Raw genomic sequence first — 17,953 nt, 5'->3', positions numbered from 1 at the left:
GCCCCGACGGGGGTACAGGCGACATGAGTGAAAACCCGGCCGCGGCAGTGCCCTACACTTGGGCAGTATGACTGACACCACACAGCACCCTGACACGGCTGACACTGCTGCGCGCCGGGCACCGTCCCGGCTCGACATGCTCGCCGAAGCCTATGTGCACGATCTTGCAAAACTATGCCCCACCGCCGCCAGCGCCTGGGGTATTGACGGCTACGAAACCGAACTCGAAGACTATTCTCCGGAATTCTATGCGGCCGTCGCCGACCGGAATCGGGCAATGCTCGCCGATATCGATGAGCTTGTTGCCGCCGCCGCGGAAGATCCAGCCATCAGCTTCGATGCAGTCGACCAGGTCACTGCGGCGGTGATGCGCGACCGCATCGGGTTAGATGTGGAACTCTACGAAGCCGGCGAAGATCTCCGCTGCCTCAACGTCCTCGCCAGCTCGGTGCAGTCGATCCGTGACGTGTTCTCCTTTATGCCCAACGACACCGCCGAAGACAAAGCCACCATCATTGCCCGGCTAGGGCAAGTGCCCCAGGCACTAGCCGGCTATCAGCGATCCTTAGAAGCAGCGAAAGAACAAGGCCTAGTTGCTGCCCGGCGGCAGGTTGCCCTCGTCGCCGAACAATGCCAAGTTGTCGCCGATCCGCACGGTTTCTTCCACGATCTTCAGCTCGGGGAGGACGGCAAACAGGCAGTCGAAGCCGCCGCACGTGCCTTCGGTGCACTCGGTGAATATCTCACCGAATCACTACTCCCCCACGCCCCGGCCGACGATGCTGTCGGGGAAGAACGCTACCGCCGTTTCCTGCGCCGATATGTGGGTTTCCCCGTCGACCCCTATGAGGCGCACACTTGGGCAAAACAGCGACTCGCCGACATCGTCGCGCAGCAAACCGCTATCGCGGAAACCCTCTACGGTGCCGGCACCGATGTGGAAGAAGCCATGCGGCGCCTCAACGAGGATCCGAACTATCGCCTGGAAGGCACCACCGCCCTGCAGGAATGGATGCAAACCGTCGCCGACCAGGCGGTAGCCGATCTGCGGGATAAGCACTTCACCATCCCGGAAGCAGTCACCACCATCGAATGCATGATTGATCCGGCTGGCACCGGTGGAATTTTCTACACCGGTCCAAGCGACGACTTCTCCCGGCCGGGGCGGATGTGGTGGTCGGTACCACCGGGAGAAACCGTTTTTCACACTTGGCAAGAACTCACCACCGTCTATCACGAAGGGGTACCCGGCCATCACCTGCAGTGCGGGCAGGCCGTATGCGAACGCGACAACCTTAACCTGTGGCGCCGGGTCGCCTGCTGGAACTCCGGCCACGGCGAAGGCTGGGCACTCTACGCGGAAACCCTCATGGCCGAACTCGGCTATCACGATGATCCGGCCACCATGATGGGCGTATTGGATGCGGCACGGCTGCGCGCCGCCCGTGTTGTCCTCGACACCGGTGTGCACTTGCGCCTAGCCACCGACGAAGGTGGCGTGTGGGACTATGACTATGCCTGGAAATTCCTGCGCGAAAACGTTGCCATGTCGGAGGCGAACCTGCGTTTCGAACTCCACCGCTACCTCGGCTGGCCCGGGCAAGCCCCCAGCTATGCACTCGGCGAACAACTCTGGCACAAGCTGCGGGAAGAAGCTGTAGCCGCCGGAATGGATCAGCGCACATTCCATTCGGTTGCCCTCGCGGAAGGATCCATCCCAATGGGTATTCTGCGGGACGTGGTACTGGCTGCCGCTGCTAAACACTAACCACCCCACCGCTGTGTTATTCGCAACGACACAAGTAGGTGCATGCTTCCGACGCCCATAGGTGGCAAATAGGCTCACACGCCCATACTGCGCCATCTGTCGATGGAACAGTATGGGCGCTGTGGACGCGCCCAACACCAAGCCGCAATGCTGTGCGAGTTTGCCAGCACCGTCATTAGGTGACTTCGTCACCGGTGAACTGCGCTGGCGGCGACGCAAAACACACAAAAGGAGACAGCACTTTCCCAGGGGGGTTACATGCCGCAACGCGGGCGCCACGCCGTCTGGATGGCGGGATCATCATGGCTGGGAAGAAAAATGCTTAGGGGTATTTAGGGGGTATTGGGGACAGCGCTGGATCAGGTTTCACCGCAGCGGGCACTGTAATTCCTGTGACCTGCCAAAACGTGGAGCAGCCCGGCGAAATTCCGGCCACTAATGACAACCTCGTTCGATACGGAAATGTATCTCAGTCGGACATGATCCTTGAAGCTGACCGGCCAAGCAACTAAGTTTTGTCTTGGAAACAATAGGTTGCCGCCCGGTACTCCTGGTGTCACTTACGCCACACAACGCAACGCGGCTCGCCGGAAACTCCGCCACCGGATTCCGTGCCCACAGCACCCAACAGCACGTCGATGAAAGGACGGTGAACATGATGCTTGCCGGAATTCACGCGTCTGATCACAACCCCACAAATCGTCCACGAACCATCGTCGTCACCGGCGCCACCAGCGGCATTGGTCTTGCTGCAACGACAATCTTGCTACAGCGCGGTCATCGGGTCATCGGCGTTGGTCGAAACACAGCCGCCGCTACCGCTCTCGCCGACCTGCTCGGGAACGAATGGCTCACCTGTGACTACACCGATTTCGACAGTGTTCGTGCCCTTGCCCAGGCCATCAGCAATCGCACCGACCACATCGATGTACTGGCCAACAATGCGGGTCGCCACGTTCCCCACTTTGCGCTTACCGGTGACGGATACGAAACCACTCTGCAGGTTAACCACTTAAGTCCGCTACTTTTGACCATGCACCTGTTACCGCTGCTTGCCAACGGTGAAGGCATCGTGGAGATGACCTCATCGGTGGCAGGTCGATGGTTTCACGACTATCGCGCCAGCGACTTTAACCGCCAGCGGCGCCGCTATCAGCCGCTTGCGGCCTATTCGGACAGCAAACTCCTCAACGCAATGGTTGCCCGGGAATTAAGCAGCAGGTTCTCCCGATTCGGAATCTTCGGCGTCTCCTTTCATCCCGGTCTTGTGTCCTCTCAATTCGCAAGCGATGACCGCTCCTGGCTAGGGCTGTTTTACCGATCGAAACTTACCCGCCCTTGGCTACTGCCGCCGAGCAAAGCCGCCGGCCGGCTCGTCTATTTAGCCGACGGGGAAATCGGCAAAGAGATCATCCCCGGTGGCTACTATGAAAACAATCGACTAGCGAAAACATCAAGTGTTGCCTACGACAGAGCTGTCACCGCCCACGCCTGGGAGGCCTCGCTCGCCATGATCGGTATTGATGAAGATGAAGCGGTTGCAGCCATAGCGGCAGAGCATCCCCGTATCCAATATCCGATCTCCCCTGCGCGCGCAGCAGAATAAGTGCCCCCGGGCTCTTGCTTGGCAAGCGGCTTACCGTCTTCCGGCGCTGTGGCAATCAGCAACATTACGGGTGCATCGCTTGCGATGCACGCTCCAGCGGTAGCGATGCGCACGGGTAGCAAGGTTTATCGCACAGTCCTAGGCCAACCCAATTAAGCTAGCGTCTATCTCAAATAGGGGTCGTGTTTCCGCTGGTCAAAGCGGGTGCAAAGTGGTGCAAATTGCACGTGCAACACTGTGGGTGCCAGATTTGCCTATTTTTGCCGTAACTAAGGCCGAAGTGGGATACCGGGTTGATGGGTCTGAACGCTGCCGCAGGGTCAATAGTGTGGGTTCACTATTGTGTGCTGTTTGGCGATTCTTGTGGCGACGAGTGTCCCACTCGTGGGCTTGCAGGTTCGAATTGTTTGACGACGCTCTTCCCTATTTGGCTGTAGCGGGTTTGCGTGGAATGTGGGCGGCGGCATTCTTCGGATGCCGACTGACTATATGTTCGGTTGGTTGCGTGATGTTGGATGTCACACAATAACGCTAACGGCTATCTCAAATAGGGGTCTTGTTTTCGCTGGTCAGAGTGGGTGCGAAGTGGTGCAAATTGCACGTGCAACACTGTTGGTGCCTGATTTTCCATTTTTGCCGTAACTAAGGCCGAAGTTGGATGCCGGGTTGATGGGTCTGAAAGCTGCCGCAGGGGCAATAGTGTGGGTTTACTATTGTGTGCTGTTTGGCGGTTCGGTTGGCGACGAGTGTTCCACTCGTGGGCTTGCAGGTGTGACTGTTTGTCGGCGCTCTACCCTATTTGGCTGTAGCGGGTTTGCGTGGAATGTGGGCGGCGGCATTGTTGGGATGCCGACTGACTAGATGTTCGGTTGGTTGCGTGATGTTGGATGTCGCACAGTAACACTAGGGGGTATCTCAAATAGGGGTCTTGTTTTCCCTGGTCAGAGTGGGTGGAAAGTGGTGCAAATTGCACGTGCAACACTGTTGGTGCCTGATTTGTCGATTTGTGGCCGTACTTAGGGCTGGGGTTTGGGGCTGGATGAATGAATCTGGGGGCTTCTGCGGGGTGAATTATTTAGGGTTACTTGTTTCTATTTGGTTCTGGTGAGCGCGGGGGCGGGTTGTGGGCGGTGGCACTCATGCGGGTCGCCGACTGACGAGGTGCTCGGTTGGTTGCGTGATGTTGGATGTCACACATTAACACTAGGGGGTATCTCAAATAGGGGTCTTGTTTTCGCTGGTCAGAGTGGGTGCAAATTGGTGCAAATTGCACGTGCAACACTGTTGGTGCCTGTTTTGTCTAATTTTGGCCGTACCTAGGGCTGAAGTTGGGTGTGGATCTGGTGCGCCTAATGAACATTGGTGGGCTCAGGGCTCTTGGCGGGCGCTGTGCCCTTTGGGGTGTCCAGTGGGTGGCCGTGGTTGGATCTGGCGGGTTGGTGACTGGATTTGTTTAGGGTTACTTGTTTCTATTTGGTTCTGGTGAGCGCGGGGGCGGGTTGTGGGCGGTGGCACTCATGCGGGTCGCCGACTGACGAGGTGCTCGGTTGGTTGCGTGATGTTGGACGTCACACAGTAACACTAGGGGCTATCTCAAATAGGGGTCTTGTTTTCGCTGGTCAGAGCGGGTGCAAATTGGTGCAAATTGCACGTGCAACACTGTTGGTGCCTGTTTTGTCTAATTTTGGCCGTACCTAGGGCTGAAGTTGGGTGTGGATCTGGTGCGCCTAATGAACATTGGTGGGCTCAGGGCTCTTGGCGGGCGCTGTGCCCTTTGAGGCGTCCAGTGGGTGGCCGTGGTTGGATCTGGCGGATTGGTGACTGGACTTGTTTAGGCTTACTTGTTTCTATTTGGTTCTGGTGAGCGCGGGGGCGGGTTGTGGGCGGCGGCGCTCATGCGGGTCGCCGACTGACGAGGTGCTCGGTTGGTTGCGTGATGTTGGACGTCACACAATAACGCTAGGGGCTATCTCAAATAGGGGTGGTGTTTCCGCTGGTCAGAGTGGGTGCAAAGTGGTGCAAATTGCACGCACATCTCGTTTGGGTTCGCCTAAACGGCGGTAGCCAAGCATCTTCCGTGTTCGCTACGAGGCTTTGGGCAGGGAGAATCCGTGATGCTAGCTGTCTGCAGTAGGTGGCACTGGGCAGGCGTATGTCCCGTGTGGGATTGGTATCTTTTAGTGGTTACCACAGACTCGTAAACGACTTGATTGCGCTGAGCTGAGTCTTTCGGCACGTGGCGGTGTGACGAGATGCTGTTGCTCCGCCCCTGGCGCGGCGGCGATCAACTGCCGGGCCAGGAGCACATTGCGACCTTCCGCAAGATTTACGATGTCACCGCGTCGCAGTAATCGCTGTGGATGGGTGGCGCAAGTAATTGGTCATCGCTGCGCCAAGCTACGACGATGACAACAATTATGTGCCTGGTTTGCGGATCCACCGCACACCAGGGCCGCGCACCGGCCCTTCGGGGTCTTTCACAATATGACCGAGCAGGTTTAAAAACCGCATCAACGAGTCCACATCACCAGGATCGGCACCAGTGGCTTCGACAATCTCGGGCTCGGTTAAGACCGCATTGTTCGCGATCTGGGCTTCCACCCATGGCAATGGATCGACCTTCGCTGGGGTGCCGGAATCTGGGGTTTGCGCAGTCATAGCTTCATTGTAGAAGCCCTAGGGTCGCACCTCTAGCAGTTTTTGCGTCGTCTAGCTCACCTTGGTCGATCATTGGGTGTGGTGTGACTTCGAACTATGCGCATTCCATGCCCCGGAATCCGATTACAATCGCAAACGTCTCCCCCTTGAAAGGCCACCGATTCTTTGGTGCCAAGTGAAACGAGAACTTCATGGAATTTCCTGACGCCCCCGACTATCCGACAACCAGCTATCCCCGCCCACAACCCGGCACAGGAAAGGTTGCATTGATCACTGGTGGTTCGGCAGGGATTGGCAAAGCAGCCGCGCAGGCGCTGCTTCGCGACGGTTGGACAGTTACCATTGCGGCACGAAATGAAACCACGCTCGCAGCAACAGCGGAAGCCTTAGGCTGTCACTACTGGCCGGTTGATATCAGCGATGAAGCATCGATTCGACGGCTGCGTGACCAGTTTGATCGTCTCGACCTGCTGGTGAACAATGCTGGAATGGCGCTGGGGCTTGACAGTGTTGCCGACGGTGACCATGACGACTGGACCCGCATGTATGAAGTCAACGTGTTAGGAACTTTGCGGGTCACCCAGCAGTTCCTGGCATTGTTAGATCATCCCGGCGGGCAGATCATCACGATCGGTTCCGTGGCAGGCCGCTATCCTTACCGCGGCGGGGCTGGATACAACGCGGCGAAACATGCCCTAGGGGCAATGATGAAAGTCTTGCGCCTTGAGACTGCTGATTCGCCGCTGCGGGTTACCCAGATTGATCCTGGTCGGGTGCACACCGCGTTTTCTGCGGTGCGGTTCGCGGGAGATCAGGACAAAGCAGAGGCTGTCTATGCCGATAACGTGTCGCTTACAGCCGATGATGTAGGGGAAGCGATCCGGTGGGTCGCCTCGTTGCCAGAGCATGTCAATATCGACGACATTCAGCTCACACCGGTGCATCAAGTGTTTTCCTAATAAACACCTTCGCAGTGGGTAGCTGTTCGCCGCCGATGGGCTGAGCACGCATCAAGGGGACGTGTCCTGGTTGGATGCCCCTTACTAGGATGATGAGGGTGACTTCTCTCCTGCTTTCCACTGCCGTGATCTGGGTGGTGGCAATTACCGCCCCAGGCCCCGATGTGTTTCAGATTCTGCGGCAGGCGGCGCGAAGCTTTGCTGCCGGTGTCTGGTGTGCATTAGGGATTTGCTTCGGCAATGTGGTGTGGATTGCGTTGAGCATTAGTGGATTGGCTGCACTGATCACGGCCAGTTCCCTCCTGTTTACTGTGCTGCAAATCGCCGGTGCGGCGTACCTGGCCTATATCGGTGTTGCTGCTGTCCGGGGTGGAATAGCTGCACGACAAGGCGCCAAACAGCCACCGCGTCCTGTATCTTCCGGCGGCCAGGCACCGAGTACCGCTGGAAGGGTAGGTGGCCAGCTGCGCTGGTGGGAGGCTTTACGCATCGGACTATTGACGAATCTGTCGAACCCTAAAGCAATCCTGTTTTTTGTCAGTGTGTTTTCTTCCCTGCTGCCCCACGGTACGTCACTGCAAACCACTGCCCTTGTCGTGGCCACCATGCTGATTATTCAAGTGTGTTGGTTTGTTGGGGTAGCCTGCGCAGCCGGGGCGATGCGACGATTCCTCAACCGCTTTGGCTGGGTTATCGACATATTGGCGGGAGTGGTGTTCTGTGGGGTGGCGGCCGCGATACTGGGGCATCTTCTCATGAACTGAGCACGGTTCTTTTCGCCACATAAGGCGTATGCTGGGCGGCAACAAGATCCGGGGACTTGAACAACATTGCACGTCCCGTTGTGAACCATATCTTGGACGAACAAGCATGAGGGAGTAAGTCGTGATCGTCACCACCACTAATAGCGTTGAAGGCTATAGCATCGACGGATATCTGCAGATCGTGGCCGGGGAAACCGTGGTCGGCATGAATGCGATAAAAGATTTTGCAGCAGGTTTTCGGGATGTGCTCGGCGGCAGGTCAGCCTCCTATGAGCAGGAACTGGTCAATGCCCGTCAACAAGCCACCGGGGAGATGATGCAACGTGCCGCCGCCTTAGGGGCACATGCGGTGGTGGGTGTCCAAGTTGACTATCTCACCTTGGGCAGCAGCAACACCATGGTGATGGTGTCGGTGACTGGCACCGCAGTGACGCTGCGGGAAGCCGCCGCCTAGGTTCGTTGCCGGCAGCGTGCCAGCTACACTGTGGGCATGACGAGCATCCGCATCGAAGTTCCCATCGCAGATGAGACGATTAAACTCGGCCAGCTGCTAAAACTAGCAAATTTTGTCGACACCGGCAGCGAGGCAAAACAAGTCCTTGCTGAGGGTCTGGTGAGTGTCAACGGCGATGTTGACACCCGCCGCGGCCGAACCTTGCATGTCGGTGACGAGGTGGGTTTCCAAGGATCCACGGCGATCGTTGTCGCCGACGACGATGACGACTATTTTGATGAGGCTACCGCCGGCGACGATTTCGATCCGGAGCGCTGGCGCAACGTCACCTTCGAGTGAAGTACCATCCCCGGCCTTGCCGCTTGCTTCCGTCCCGGCGCTGGTGTGTGGCCGTCTTTGCACTCATGTTCCCAATTTTTTTCTGATAGGAATTGTTTCAACTATGCCTGCTTTCCCCGCTGAAGAAACCATGCCGTTTTGGCTGGATATGCTCTCAAGTGAGCCCCGCAAATCGGCACACTTTTATCATCAAGTCCTCGGCTGGGAGGTCAGCGAATATGAATCCGGGTGGCGGATGGCACGTCATCAAGGGCTGCCGGTGGCTGGGTTTTTACCGAAACCGCTAGAGCATCTCACCGACACGTGGATGACCTACTTTTACACCCACAACCTAGATGCGCTGCTTGCTGATGCGAAAAAACGGGATACGCCGGTGCTGGTTGAACCCACAGCGGTGGAACACGGGCGTATGGCGATTATTGCCGATCCGGCGGGTGCCTTGGTGGGCATTATGGAAGCAAAAGCGGAACATGCGTTTGTCGCCGGCGGCGAACCTGGCTGTGCTGTTTGGCATGAGCTGGCTGTGGTCACCAGTTTCAAAGAGACTGTCGAGTTTTATGCGGAACTCTTTGACTGGATGATTGACATTAATACTGACGAGTCCGGCAACCAGTATGGCGTGGCAACCAAAGACGGGATGGCGTTCGCTGGCCTGTGGGATGCCAAGGGGCAATTCCCGAAGGATATGCCAAGTTTCTGGCAGACCTTCCTGGGGGTGGTGGATCTGCAGGCGGCCGCCCAGGCGATCACCGAACACGGTGGGGAGATTGTTTCCGGGCCGATGAACTCCCCCTTCGGGCCGATGTTGGTGGCGACCGATCCAACGGGTGCCCCGGTGACGTTCTGTGAGGCACCAATGCCGGTGGAGGAACCGCACGAAGGGGATCCGCTGGGCGAGTTTGATCTGGAGGCGATGGGGATTGATACCACCCCGCTGAATTCGGATGCGCCGCGAGACAAGTAATCCGGCCGTTAAGTTTACTTGCCGCAATAATTGGGGAGGTCGCAGGCTTGTAGTCTGTGACCTCCCCACGACTGTGCCGGTTGGGAGTGTGACGGGCAATGGGTTTGCGGGTGGCTTGCTAGCTGATGCTACTCACCCACTGTGCACTGTATTTTCCCGACGACACAGTTACTTGGTGGTAGTTTTATTGCTTGGCGTTGCCTGTTGCTTCTGCTTCTTCCGCGGCACGGGCAGCAGCGACTTGCTCCTCTACTGCCTGCCGCGGATCGGTGATTGTTTTTCCAGTTATGTGTTGCGCCCAGCACAGCAGCCGTTGGCGCGCAATACCTGGCTCGATAATAAGCGGATCACCGGGGAAGGTGTGGACTGCAGCCCCGCCGACGGGTTGTGCCGCAGCAAGGAGTCCACTGACTATGTCCTGGTCGGCCGCGGATATTGCGGTGGGATGGGTTACTACCACTGTGGTTTTTTGCTCGCAGGTGCTTGCAGCCGCCAGTGCGGCTTCGACAGTACTGTCGGCCAGTGCACCCTGGTAAGGCTGGTCGAAGATAACCACATCGGCGGCTGGTGCGACACAGGCGGCAAGGAGCGCCCCGGCGTCACTGCCGATGAGCGCCAGCCGTGTTGGCTGATAGGTTTCCCGCAAGTTCTTCACGATCTGGACAAGTTGGGTTTGTTGCACCTTAAGCGCCTGCACGGCACTGCTGCTGCAGTCCACCACCGCGACCCGGCAGCCACTTAACACAGCAAGTGCTGCCATCTCTGGGAGGTGCCGGTCTTCACCGGCCTGGCCGTTCCCGCAGCGGCCATCAAAGGCATACACATTGACAATGAGCGTGTCGGCGGCAGCTGATTCCGGGGTGAGCATCGTGATTTCGTCCTGCTGTTCGACGGTGACATTCGCGCCCCGCAGATACGCCACCCCAGGCATGGTGTGATCGACTGCCGCCCCCAGCATCACCATGGCGGTGTGGGTGAGACGATCCGGCAGCAACCGCAGCCACTGGTTTGTTTCCTGCAGCAATGTTGCATCCAGTGCCGCCGTAGTGGGGTGTGCGGCGGTTAACCGTTCTTCCAACGGTGCGGGCAGCGGATAGTGTTGCGCAAAATACCAGCGCAGCTGGCTATAGCGTTCCGCGGGGGGAAGGCCAGTTTCATGCCCGCCAACCACAAATTCACTATTCGTCGCCGGGATATTCGATGTGGGATGGGAAGATTCGCCTGCAGTCATAGTGTGCAAGTCTACCGAGCAGCAACAATGCCGCGCAGCAGCATGCTGTTAGGCTGCTTAGCGTCAACCTTGCACATCCCGCATACGGGTTTGCCCCGGGAGGTCACTGCCCCGATGAGTAACACCACTGCTGTGAACACGGCACCGCTGTGCTGTGCGGAAGACACTTGGGCAGCTGATTTGGTCATTCTTCCCTTCGCCCCAGTGCTGGTGCGCTGCTGTGCCCACGGAATCCAACATGTGGAAATCCTCACCCTTCCCGATCCTGATCCGGTGGAAACATCAGACAGCGAAAACACAGCCGAACAAGGCGCCCCTGCCACGGGGCTGGTGACGAACGATGATCCGGATGCTGTAGGGAATGAAACAGATCCCGAGTTGGCGCCAGCTGAGCCGACAGAACCGGTGCCCTATGTGCTGCGCAGCGCCGGTACGCGGCTGGCCGCGGCGCACTGTCGCATGTTGTGTAAACAGCTCCAGCGTTATGCGCGCGGCACGTTGCAACGATTCACTGTCCCTATCGCACCTGCCGTGTGGCAGCAGGCAACCCCATTTCGCCGACAAGTGTGGCACACCCTCTACGAGCAGGTGCCTTTCGGGGCAACTGTCACCTACGGGGAGGTCTCCCAGCTGCTGCGCGGGAATGAGCGTGCCTCCCGGGCTGTTGGTGGGGCAGTCGGGGCAAACAAGATCGCCATTGTTATCCCCTGTCACCGGGTGGTCGGCGCCAACGGGATTGGTGGCTACGCCTACGATGTGGCCGTCAAACGTGCCCTCCTTGCCTTAGAAGGCGGGACGGAGCACCAGGTATAACCACCCCTTGCTGAACTGATCGGAATACTACAGAATCTGGACCTGTGTTCGGCTAGATTCCTTGTGTACGCGGCATGCTTTCTGACATTGTTCGCTCCGTATCCGGGGCGCTGCTAGTGGCTTGTACACAACCACCCACCTGCCGGGGCAGTGAGCAGAAGGTCAACCTGCGGCAGGTGGGTGGGAAACTACACGGGCACTGCGTCAGCGATGGATTGCACGAGGCCAGCGTATCGGCGTGTTGGCAGGTTGCTACTCGATGCGTTTTAGCATCTGCAGGTCAACACCGCGGCCACCAAAGATACGCCCCACGAGATAGCTTCCTACCGGCAACACCACAAACCCCACAACCGCAACCAGAAGAAAATAAGCAAGCAGGTGAGCTTGGGTGAACGCAGCAGCACCTAGGCTGTGCGGCAGCGCCTGCATTGCATTGGCGACCAGTGCGTATGCACCAAGAGTCACGATGGCGCCGATCATGCCAGTAAATGCAATCAGTAACCCCTGGATCCCGGAGAAGTGGGCAAGCTCACGGCGGGACAGTCCGAGTGCGGCAAGGATCGTCCGATTGCGGCGATGTTCCGCCGCCGCCAACCCGATGACCACCGCAATCACGCCGAGCGCAAGCAGCCACGCAAGGGCGATCACCAGCACGGTGATAATCTCTTCATAGATCGAAGCACCTGCCTGCCAGATCGACAGCGACGGGCTCGCCGACTCGGCGATCTCCTTAAGCTTCCCTAACGCAACCGGGTTCACCTCATGGTCGGGAAGGAACACCACCCGCTCCATGCTGGTGTGGATTCCTGCTGCTTCGACAAGGGATCGCTGTGCCACACCAATCTCATAGTGCAGCAACGCCGGATCAACCGGCACCGCCGGCAGGGTGAGATATGTAGTCACCGGCAGCTGCGGGGTGAGATGGAAAAATCCGTCCTCCCCAACCAGGCCTTGCGAGTCCTCATCAATCCACTGCGGATCAGCGGCCAAGGTTGGTGCTAACACCGCAAGTTTGATCATCCCGTCATGTACGAAACGATAATCGGCCGCAACTTTGCCGCTGGCCACAGCGGCTGCGATCCGCGCATCATAACCGTTGTGCAGCTGGGTCAATAGTGCATCGCCGGGTGCATCTTCGGCCGCCCCATCATCGACAATCCGCAGACTGTGCAAACTCAACGAATACGGAAAACCATGGATTTGTTCCGCAACCAGCGAGCTATCGTTTGCTGTGTCGCCAGAATACTGCTCGTCGCCGATCCCAGTCCACTGGCTGTCCCCCGGGGCGACGGTATTTTGCGCCAACAAAGGCACTACAGCTGCCCCGGTCGGATAGTCCGCCAGGTACTGGGTCACCGATGGTGGATGGTTGAGGGCATCGGCAATCGTGTCGATAGTGTCAGTAAAGGGGTCAATGCTGGCAGGTGCCGCCGGATACAGCGCCGGGGAGACGACCAGATTCGTTCGCTCAAAAAGCCGATCGGACTCCCGGCCCCCAAAGGTGGAAGCGCTCATAGCCAGGCCACCAAACACAAACACAGTAATCGCCGCAACCGCTGCGACTGCAGGTCCAGTGCGGTGCACGCTACGCCACAAATCCCGGGCAGCGATCCGAGTCAACACCGGCAGTCGGCTACTGATACGACTGACCACATACACCAATATCCGCCCGGAGAGCAGCAGGCCAATCAGCGCTACCAGCAGCACAATAAGGCTGTCTTCGGCATCCCACGACTGCGGGTTCTCCTTCAACACTGTGGCGGGCTGTATGAGTTTGCTGATCGCAAACACTCCGAGACTGCCAACAATTAGCAGCGGCCCGATCCAGTTGTGGATGTGGAGTTTGTTCATCGCAGTTGGTCGACCGCCATGCAACGCAACCGCCGGGGGCAGATTGCTTGCCCACCAGGCCGGAATAATCCCAGCGAGTAAGGCGGCAAACACCCCACCGCCGGCAAGGAACAGCAGCGGATATATCGGTAAGGTGTAGACCTGCGTAAGCTGGAAAAGATGGAAAAGTGACCAGGTCACCGGAATGAGCAATAGTGCTGTAGTGAGCAGAGCCAACACGGTGAGCTGCACGGTCTGGAGCAGTGAGAGCAGCAACACATCCCGGGAAGTAGCCCCTTGGGAGCGCAGAATTGCGAACTGTTTCACCTGCCGCCGGGCGCGAATAGCGAACACCGGCATAATTACGGCCGCGACAAATAGCAGCAGCAACAACATGCCAAGCAGTGTGCTGAGGGAGAGGCTGCGCAGTTCCATCGCTTCGCGGCTCAATAGCGGTAGGGGTTGTATTACACCGGCTGCAAGCTGCGTCGACGGAGTAATACGTACGCTAAAGCCCGGCAGCAGCGGCTCGTCCGCGGCAACGTCGACGACAGCCGGATTACTCGTCGCGGACACAAAACTCGATTCGCCGTAGAGTTCACTGACACCAACCGGCATGCTCAATAATGCGTCGGCAAGCGCCGACATCCGCGGCAATGCGGAAAGGGAAAGCATTGGACTGTTCACCGAATCACTGACACTAACCTGGGCAATGAAGGGGGCGTCCAGCTCCGGGGTGATACCGGCAGCTGCAAGTGCTGCAGGCAGCGTGGGTGCAGCAGCGTGCTGGTCAATACTGTCGGCATCTGTATTGGGAGGATTGTCACTTTCCGCAGTGGGCGCCCCGTCTATCTCTAAGGAATTGTCGTCGAAGAAAATACCAGGGTTTTCCCATGAAAAGGCTTCATGCGGCAACTCGGTGGGCACCACCAGCAGCTGCTCACCAGGGGTGAGATCAAAAGCAGGGGCAACATGCGCCGGAAGCAACAGCAGTGGATGCTCGCCGGCAGCCGCAGGGAGCTGCTGGGTGAGCAATGCGAATTGTTTCGCATCCACCAACGTCGTTTCCATCGAACCCAGCCGGGGATAGTGCGTGTCCACCGCGTGGTCGGCGAAATCCTGTGCTGCAGCAGGAAGAGATCCGTTGTCGTTGAATGGTGCCGGAAGCCGCCGCAGTTGCAAGGAACTGTGCAAACTCGGCCCGAACGTGGCGTCAGGGATCAGCGTGTTGAGCTTTGCTACCAGCTGAGTCCCCGTTGGGGTGTCCTGCGGAGCCGGGCATGGCGGCAGCGCGGTCCAATCCGCAATACTGCTGAATCTGCCAAACCCTTGGTGATGGTTGCCAATCGCCGACAGATCAGTGCCGTTACGGTGATCGTCCAGCAGTTCACTGTCCTGGATGCAGGGTGACTGATCAATTCGGGCACTGGTCAATGCCTGGGCTGCCACTCGAACACCTTCATATGGTGCAGCGATCAGGGAGATGAAACTCATGGCGAGCAGCATCGGCAGCATAATCAAAATCACTGCAAGCACACTGGAGCGACGATTATGGGTGATCATCCGCCAGGCGAGCCGTGCCTGATAGCGAAGCGTGCGCATTACATTCCACCCCTTGCAACACCATCGCTGAGCACCCCGCCGCGCAGCACCCAGGAAACATCGGCATAGGCGGCCAGCCGCGGCTCGTGGGTGACCACAATGGCACAGGCACCGTCATCGACGCGCTGCCGAATCACTGCCATCACCTGTTCTGCAGTCGTGGTATCTAACGCGCCAGTAGGCTCGTCAGCCAAGATAATGCTGCGCTTGCCAACCAGTGCCCGGGCTATAGCGGCACGCTGCCGCTGGCCGCCGGAAACCTCCGCGGGGAAGCGGTGCGCCATGTCCGCCAAGCCCATTTGCTCGAGAAGATCAGATGCTTGCTGCAACGCTGTCGCGCTAGCCACACCGTCTAGTTCTAAGGGGAGGGACACGTTTTCGCCGAGCGTGAGTCCCTCAAGCAGGTTGTATTCCTGAAACACATAGCCGACATGTTCCCGCCGAATCTTTGCCCGCACGGCTTCCTTGTTTGTTGCAACCGGTGTACCAGCAATGGTGATCTGCCCGGCGGTGGGGGCGTCTAAACAGCCAGCGACCTGCAGCAAAGTCGATTTTCCCGCCCCAGAAGGACCTAAAATCGCGGCCATCTGTCCGGGGTAAAGGGTGCAGTTTACGTCGGTTAAGGCGGCAATGGTGTGGTTGCCGTCGGCATAGTGTTTACTCACTCCGGTCAGCTGCAATGCGGGGTGAAGGGGCGTGTTGTGTGTTGTATCGGTCATTGCGATGCACCCTTTCCACCTGCAGCATGCTGCGCCCAGGCGTTATCGATAAAGTCCAGCCACCGGGCGATGGCCTCCAGGTCGTAGATCCGTTTTTCGGCTGTGAGCCGTACTGCCGATGTGAGATCCGTAGCGGTTGATCGCTGCACCATGGCTTGGCGAATAGCGTTGAGCACCGCAGCCCGTTCTTGGTCAATGACCGCCGGCAGGTCACCACCGGATTCGATGGTGAGCGTCACTTTCATCACCAACTCGTCGCGGGCTGTCGCAAGCTGAATGCTTGGGCTGCTCAGCCACGCCTGTGCGGCGTCGTGGCCTGGCGGGGTGGTGGTGTACACCGACACGGGTCGGCCGGTGGCCGGATCCGGCTCATCGTGGGCAACCACGACGAGACCATCACGTTCTAATCGCTGCACTGTCTGATACACCTGACCCACATTGACCGGAAACAGGTCTTGGGTCATGGTTTCGAAGGTTTTCTTCAATTGAGCAACCGCCCGCGGTTGGTCATCTAACAGATAGAGCAGCGCATCTTTCATACTCATGTGCGCCTCCACATCGCTTGGCTCCAGCGCACCACCGGGTAGCAACAGCATGGCAGTGCTTTGTCTATGGTCTTTGTGGTGCTGCTGGGTAGTGCATACCGGGTAACTTACTCAGTAACTTACCGAGTAAGTTACCCTGACTTACTCGGTAAGTAAAGGGGATAGGAATGTGGCCGGTACCCATAAGCTGCCATATCCAACGTGACGGATTGCACACAATGACGCGTGCTGAAATGGGAAAACCGCAGTGCATGGTCGGGAGATCGAACAGGCGTTCCTATAGGGGGAGTTCCTGCGTGCGGGGTTGCTACTACGATCAAAGAGTTTTAGCACAGCCTGGGAATGAACCTATCGCTCGGAGATAACCTTTACATAGGCAAGGGTTTTTCGGTACGCTCGCTGGCGTGACTCAAGTGAAACAACGGTTGCCAATCTCTGAAGCGGCACAAATACTCGACGTATCAATAGACACGCTGCGCCGATGGGATAAAAGCGGGGTTATCCGCGCCAGTCGATCCCCCCGTGGCCACCGTCTCTTCGATCTCGACGAAATCACGCGAGTCATTGCGAAACAGCAATCCCGCTCCACCGGTCAGGGGGAACGATCCTTCACTATCTACCGCGACGACAATCGGCATGGTCTGCGGGCAATTGACCTGTTTGCCGGTGGTGGTGGAACAGCCCTTGGTCTCGACCACGCTGGATTCGACCACATCCTCCTTGCGGAACTCGACCCGCACGCTTCCGCAACGCTACGGACGAATCGACCAGACTGGAACGTCATCGAAGGGGACGTAGCTAACCTTGATTTCCGCCCCTACCGCGGGGAAGTTGACCTCGTTGAAGGTGGTTTTCCCTGCCAGGCTTTTAGCTACGCTGGCCACTCCCGTGGTTTTGCCGATACCCGCGGCACCCTCTTTTTCGAGTTCGCCCGCGCAATCCAGGAAACTATGCCGAAGGCATTTATCGGGGAAAATGTTAAAGGGCTGCTTCGCCACGACCGTGGGCGAACGCTGGCCACCATGTGCAATACATTGCAGGCCATTACCGACGAAAACGGGGTTGGCTACACCTTCGGCTACCGGGTTGTCCGCTCGCAATATCACGATGTTCCCCAAAAGCGGGAACGTCTCATCATCATGGGCGTGCGCAATGATATTGGCTCTACCCTGTACTTCCCTAAAGAACGCGGCTATATCGTCAGTCTGTGGGATGCGATCGGGGATCGACCACAATCACCCGGTGCGACCTATCCGGAGTCGAAACGACGCGTTCTGGAACAAGTACCACCGGGCGGCTATTGGCGTGATCTGCCCGTCGAAGAACAGCAGCGTTATCTCGGTGGATCATTTCACCTTTCCGGCGGGAAGACGGGCATGGCTAGGCGTTTGTCCTGGGATGAACCGTCGCTGACCTTGACCTGTTCACCCGCCCAAAAACAAACTGAGCGCTGCCATCCGGAAGAAACCCGACCGTTAAACATTCGGGAATATGCCCGCATCCAAACCTTCCCCGACGACTGGGAATTCCAAGGGGGAATGGGTGCGGCTTATAAACAAATCGGCAATGCCGTACCGGTGAATCTTGGGTATTACCTTGGAAAATGCGTCGAAGCAATGATCGACGAGGCTGCCGTGGCTGCGAATGCTGACTTTATTGAGGCGGCTCGCGAAGAGGAATATGTCCAATCCACGATGTAGG

14 protein-coding genes are annotated in these 17,953 nt (G+C 57.9%); 9 read left to right on the top strand and 5 right to left on the bottom strand.

Translation table 11 applies throughout. From position 1 onward, the window contains the following. The first annotated feature begins 67 nt into the window (after window positions 1–67). The gene (locus CCHOA_RS10265) at window positions 68–1,768 is read left to right on the top strand and encodes a DUF885 domain-containing protein (protein ID WP_123930326.1); all 1,701 of its coding nucleotides are present in this window, start codon (window positions 68–70) and stop codon (window positions 1,766–1,768) included. A gap of 655 nt (window positions 1,769–2,423) precedes the next feature. Next, a complete protein-coding gene (locus CCHOA_RS10260) occupies window positions 2,424–3,374 on the top strand; it encodes an SDR family NAD(P)-dependent oxidoreductase (RefSeq protein ID WP_123930323.1) in 951 nt (316 codons plus the stop codon). A gap of 2,415 nt (window positions 3,375–5,789) precedes the next feature. Here the strand turns inward: CCHOA_RS10260 and CCHOA_RS10255 are convergent. Further along, the gene (locus tag CCHOA_RS10255; protein ID WP_123930320.1) at window positions 5,790–6,032 is read right to left on the bottom strand and encodes a hypothetical protein; all 243 of its coding nucleotides are present in this window, start codon (window positions 6,030–6,032) and stop codon (window positions 5,790–5,792) included. 191 nt (window positions 6,033–6,223) lie between these two features. Between CCHOA_RS10255 and CCHOA_RS10250 the strand changes: the two genes are divergently transcribed. The 5 genes from CCHOA_RS10250 (at window position 6,224) to CCHOA_RS10230 (ending at window position 9,512) form a co-directional block, all read left to right on the top strand. Then, window positions 6,224–6,991 (top strand): SDR family NAD(P)-dependent oxidoreductase, encoded by a 768-nt coding sequence (locus CCHOA_RS10250; protein ID WP_123930317.1) that lies wholly within the window; start codon window positions 6,224–6,226, stop codon window positions 6,989–6,991. A 98-nt stretch (window positions 6,992–7,089) separates the two neighbouring features. Continuing rightward, window positions 7,090–7,755 carry a LysE family translocator gene (locus CCHOA_RS10245; RefSeq protein WP_164472476.1) on the top strand — a complete coding sequence of 222 codons (666 nt, stop codon included), beginning with the start codon at window positions 7,090–7,092 and terminating at the stop codon, window positions 7,753–7,755. A 121-nt stretch (window positions 7,756–7,876) separates the two neighbouring features. After that, window positions 7,877–8,209 carry a YbjQ family protein gene (locus CCHOA_RS10240; protein WP_123930311.1) on the top strand — a complete coding sequence of 111 codons (333 nt, stop codon included), beginning with the start codon at window positions 7,877–7,879 and terminating at the stop codon, window positions 8,207–8,209. Between the two features lie 36 nt (window positions 8,210–8,245). Beyond that, the gene (locus tag CCHOA_RS10235) at window positions 8,246–8,548 is read left to right on the top strand and encodes an RNA-binding S4 domain-containing protein (protein ID WP_123930309.1); all 303 of its coding nucleotides are present in this window, start codon (window positions 8,246–8,248) and stop codon (window positions 8,546–8,548) included. 103 nt (window positions 8,549–8,651) lie between these two features. After that, window positions 8,652–9,512: a VOC family protein gene (locus CCHOA_RS10230; protein WP_164472475.1), complete on the top strand. Its 861-nt coding sequence runs from the start codon at window positions 8,652–8,654 to the stop codon at window positions 9,510–9,512. A gap of 184 nt (window positions 9,513–9,696) precedes the next feature. Here CCHOA_RS10230 and CCHOA_RS10225 read toward each other — a convergent pair whose 3' ends face one another. Further along, window positions 9,697–10,743 (bottom strand): hypothetical protein, encoded by a 1,047-nt coding sequence (locus CCHOA_RS10225; RefSeq protein WP_123930303.1) that lies wholly within the window; start codon window positions 10,741–10,743, stop codon window positions 9,697–9,699. 114 nt (window positions 10,744–10,857) lie between these two features. On the opposite strand from CCHOA_RS10225, the gene CCHOA_RS10220 reads away from it, so the two are divergent. After that, window positions 10,858–11,556: a methylated-DNA--[protein]-cysteine S-methyltransferase gene (locus CCHOA_RS10220; RefSeq protein WP_164472474.1), complete on the top strand. Its 699-nt coding sequence runs from the start codon at window positions 10,858–10,860 to the stop codon at window positions 11,554–11,556. A gap of 252 nt (window positions 11,557–11,808) precedes the next feature. Here the strand turns inward: CCHOA_RS10220 and CCHOA_RS10215 are convergent, their stop codons facing one another. From CCHOA_RS10215 to CCHOA_RS10205, 3 genes are read right to left on the bottom strand one after another with little or no spacing between them, the layout of a single operon-like run. Continuing rightward, window positions 11,809–14,988 carry an ABC transporter permease gene (locus CCHOA_RS10215; RefSeq protein WP_123930297.1) on the bottom strand — a complete coding sequence of 1,060 codons (3,180 nt, stop codon included), beginning with the start codon at window positions 14,986–14,988 and terminating at the stop codon, window positions 11,809–11,811. Then, on the bottom strand, window positions 14,988–15,707 hold the full coding sequence (locus CCHOA_RS10210) for an ABC transporter ATP-binding protein (protein WP_123930295.1): 720 nt from the start codon (window positions 15,705–15,707) through the stop codon (window positions 14,988–14,990). The genes CCHOA_RS10215 and CCHOA_RS10210 overlap by 1 nt, the downstream gene beginning before the upstream one ends. Continuing rightward, complete coding sequence (locus tag CCHOA_RS10205) at window positions 15,704–16,252, bottom strand: PadR family transcriptional regulator (RefSeq protein ID WP_164472473.1); 549 nt, start codon at window positions 16,250–16,252, stop codon at window positions 15,704–15,706. Before CCHOA_RS10205 ends, CCHOA_RS10210 begins: the two co-directional genes overlap by 4 nt. A gap of 404 nt (window positions 16,253–16,656) precedes the next feature. On the opposite strand from CCHOA_RS10205, the gene dcm reads away from it, so the two are divergent. Then, entirely contained in the window at window positions 16,657–17,952 is a 1,296-nt protein-coding gene (gene dcm / locus CCHOA_RS10200; protein ID WP_164472472.1) for a DNA (cytosine-5-)-methyltransferase, read from the top strand. The last annotated feature ends 1 nt before the right edge of the window (window position 17,953 follow it).

This window comes from Corynebacterium choanae (assembly GCF_003813965.1).
In the GTDB taxonomy this organism is placed as follows: Bacteria; Actinomycetota; Actinomycetes; order Mycobacteriales; family Mycobacteriaceae; genus Corynebacterium; species Corynebacterium choanae.
This window is presented reverse-complemented; position numbering and strand designations above follow the sequence as displayed.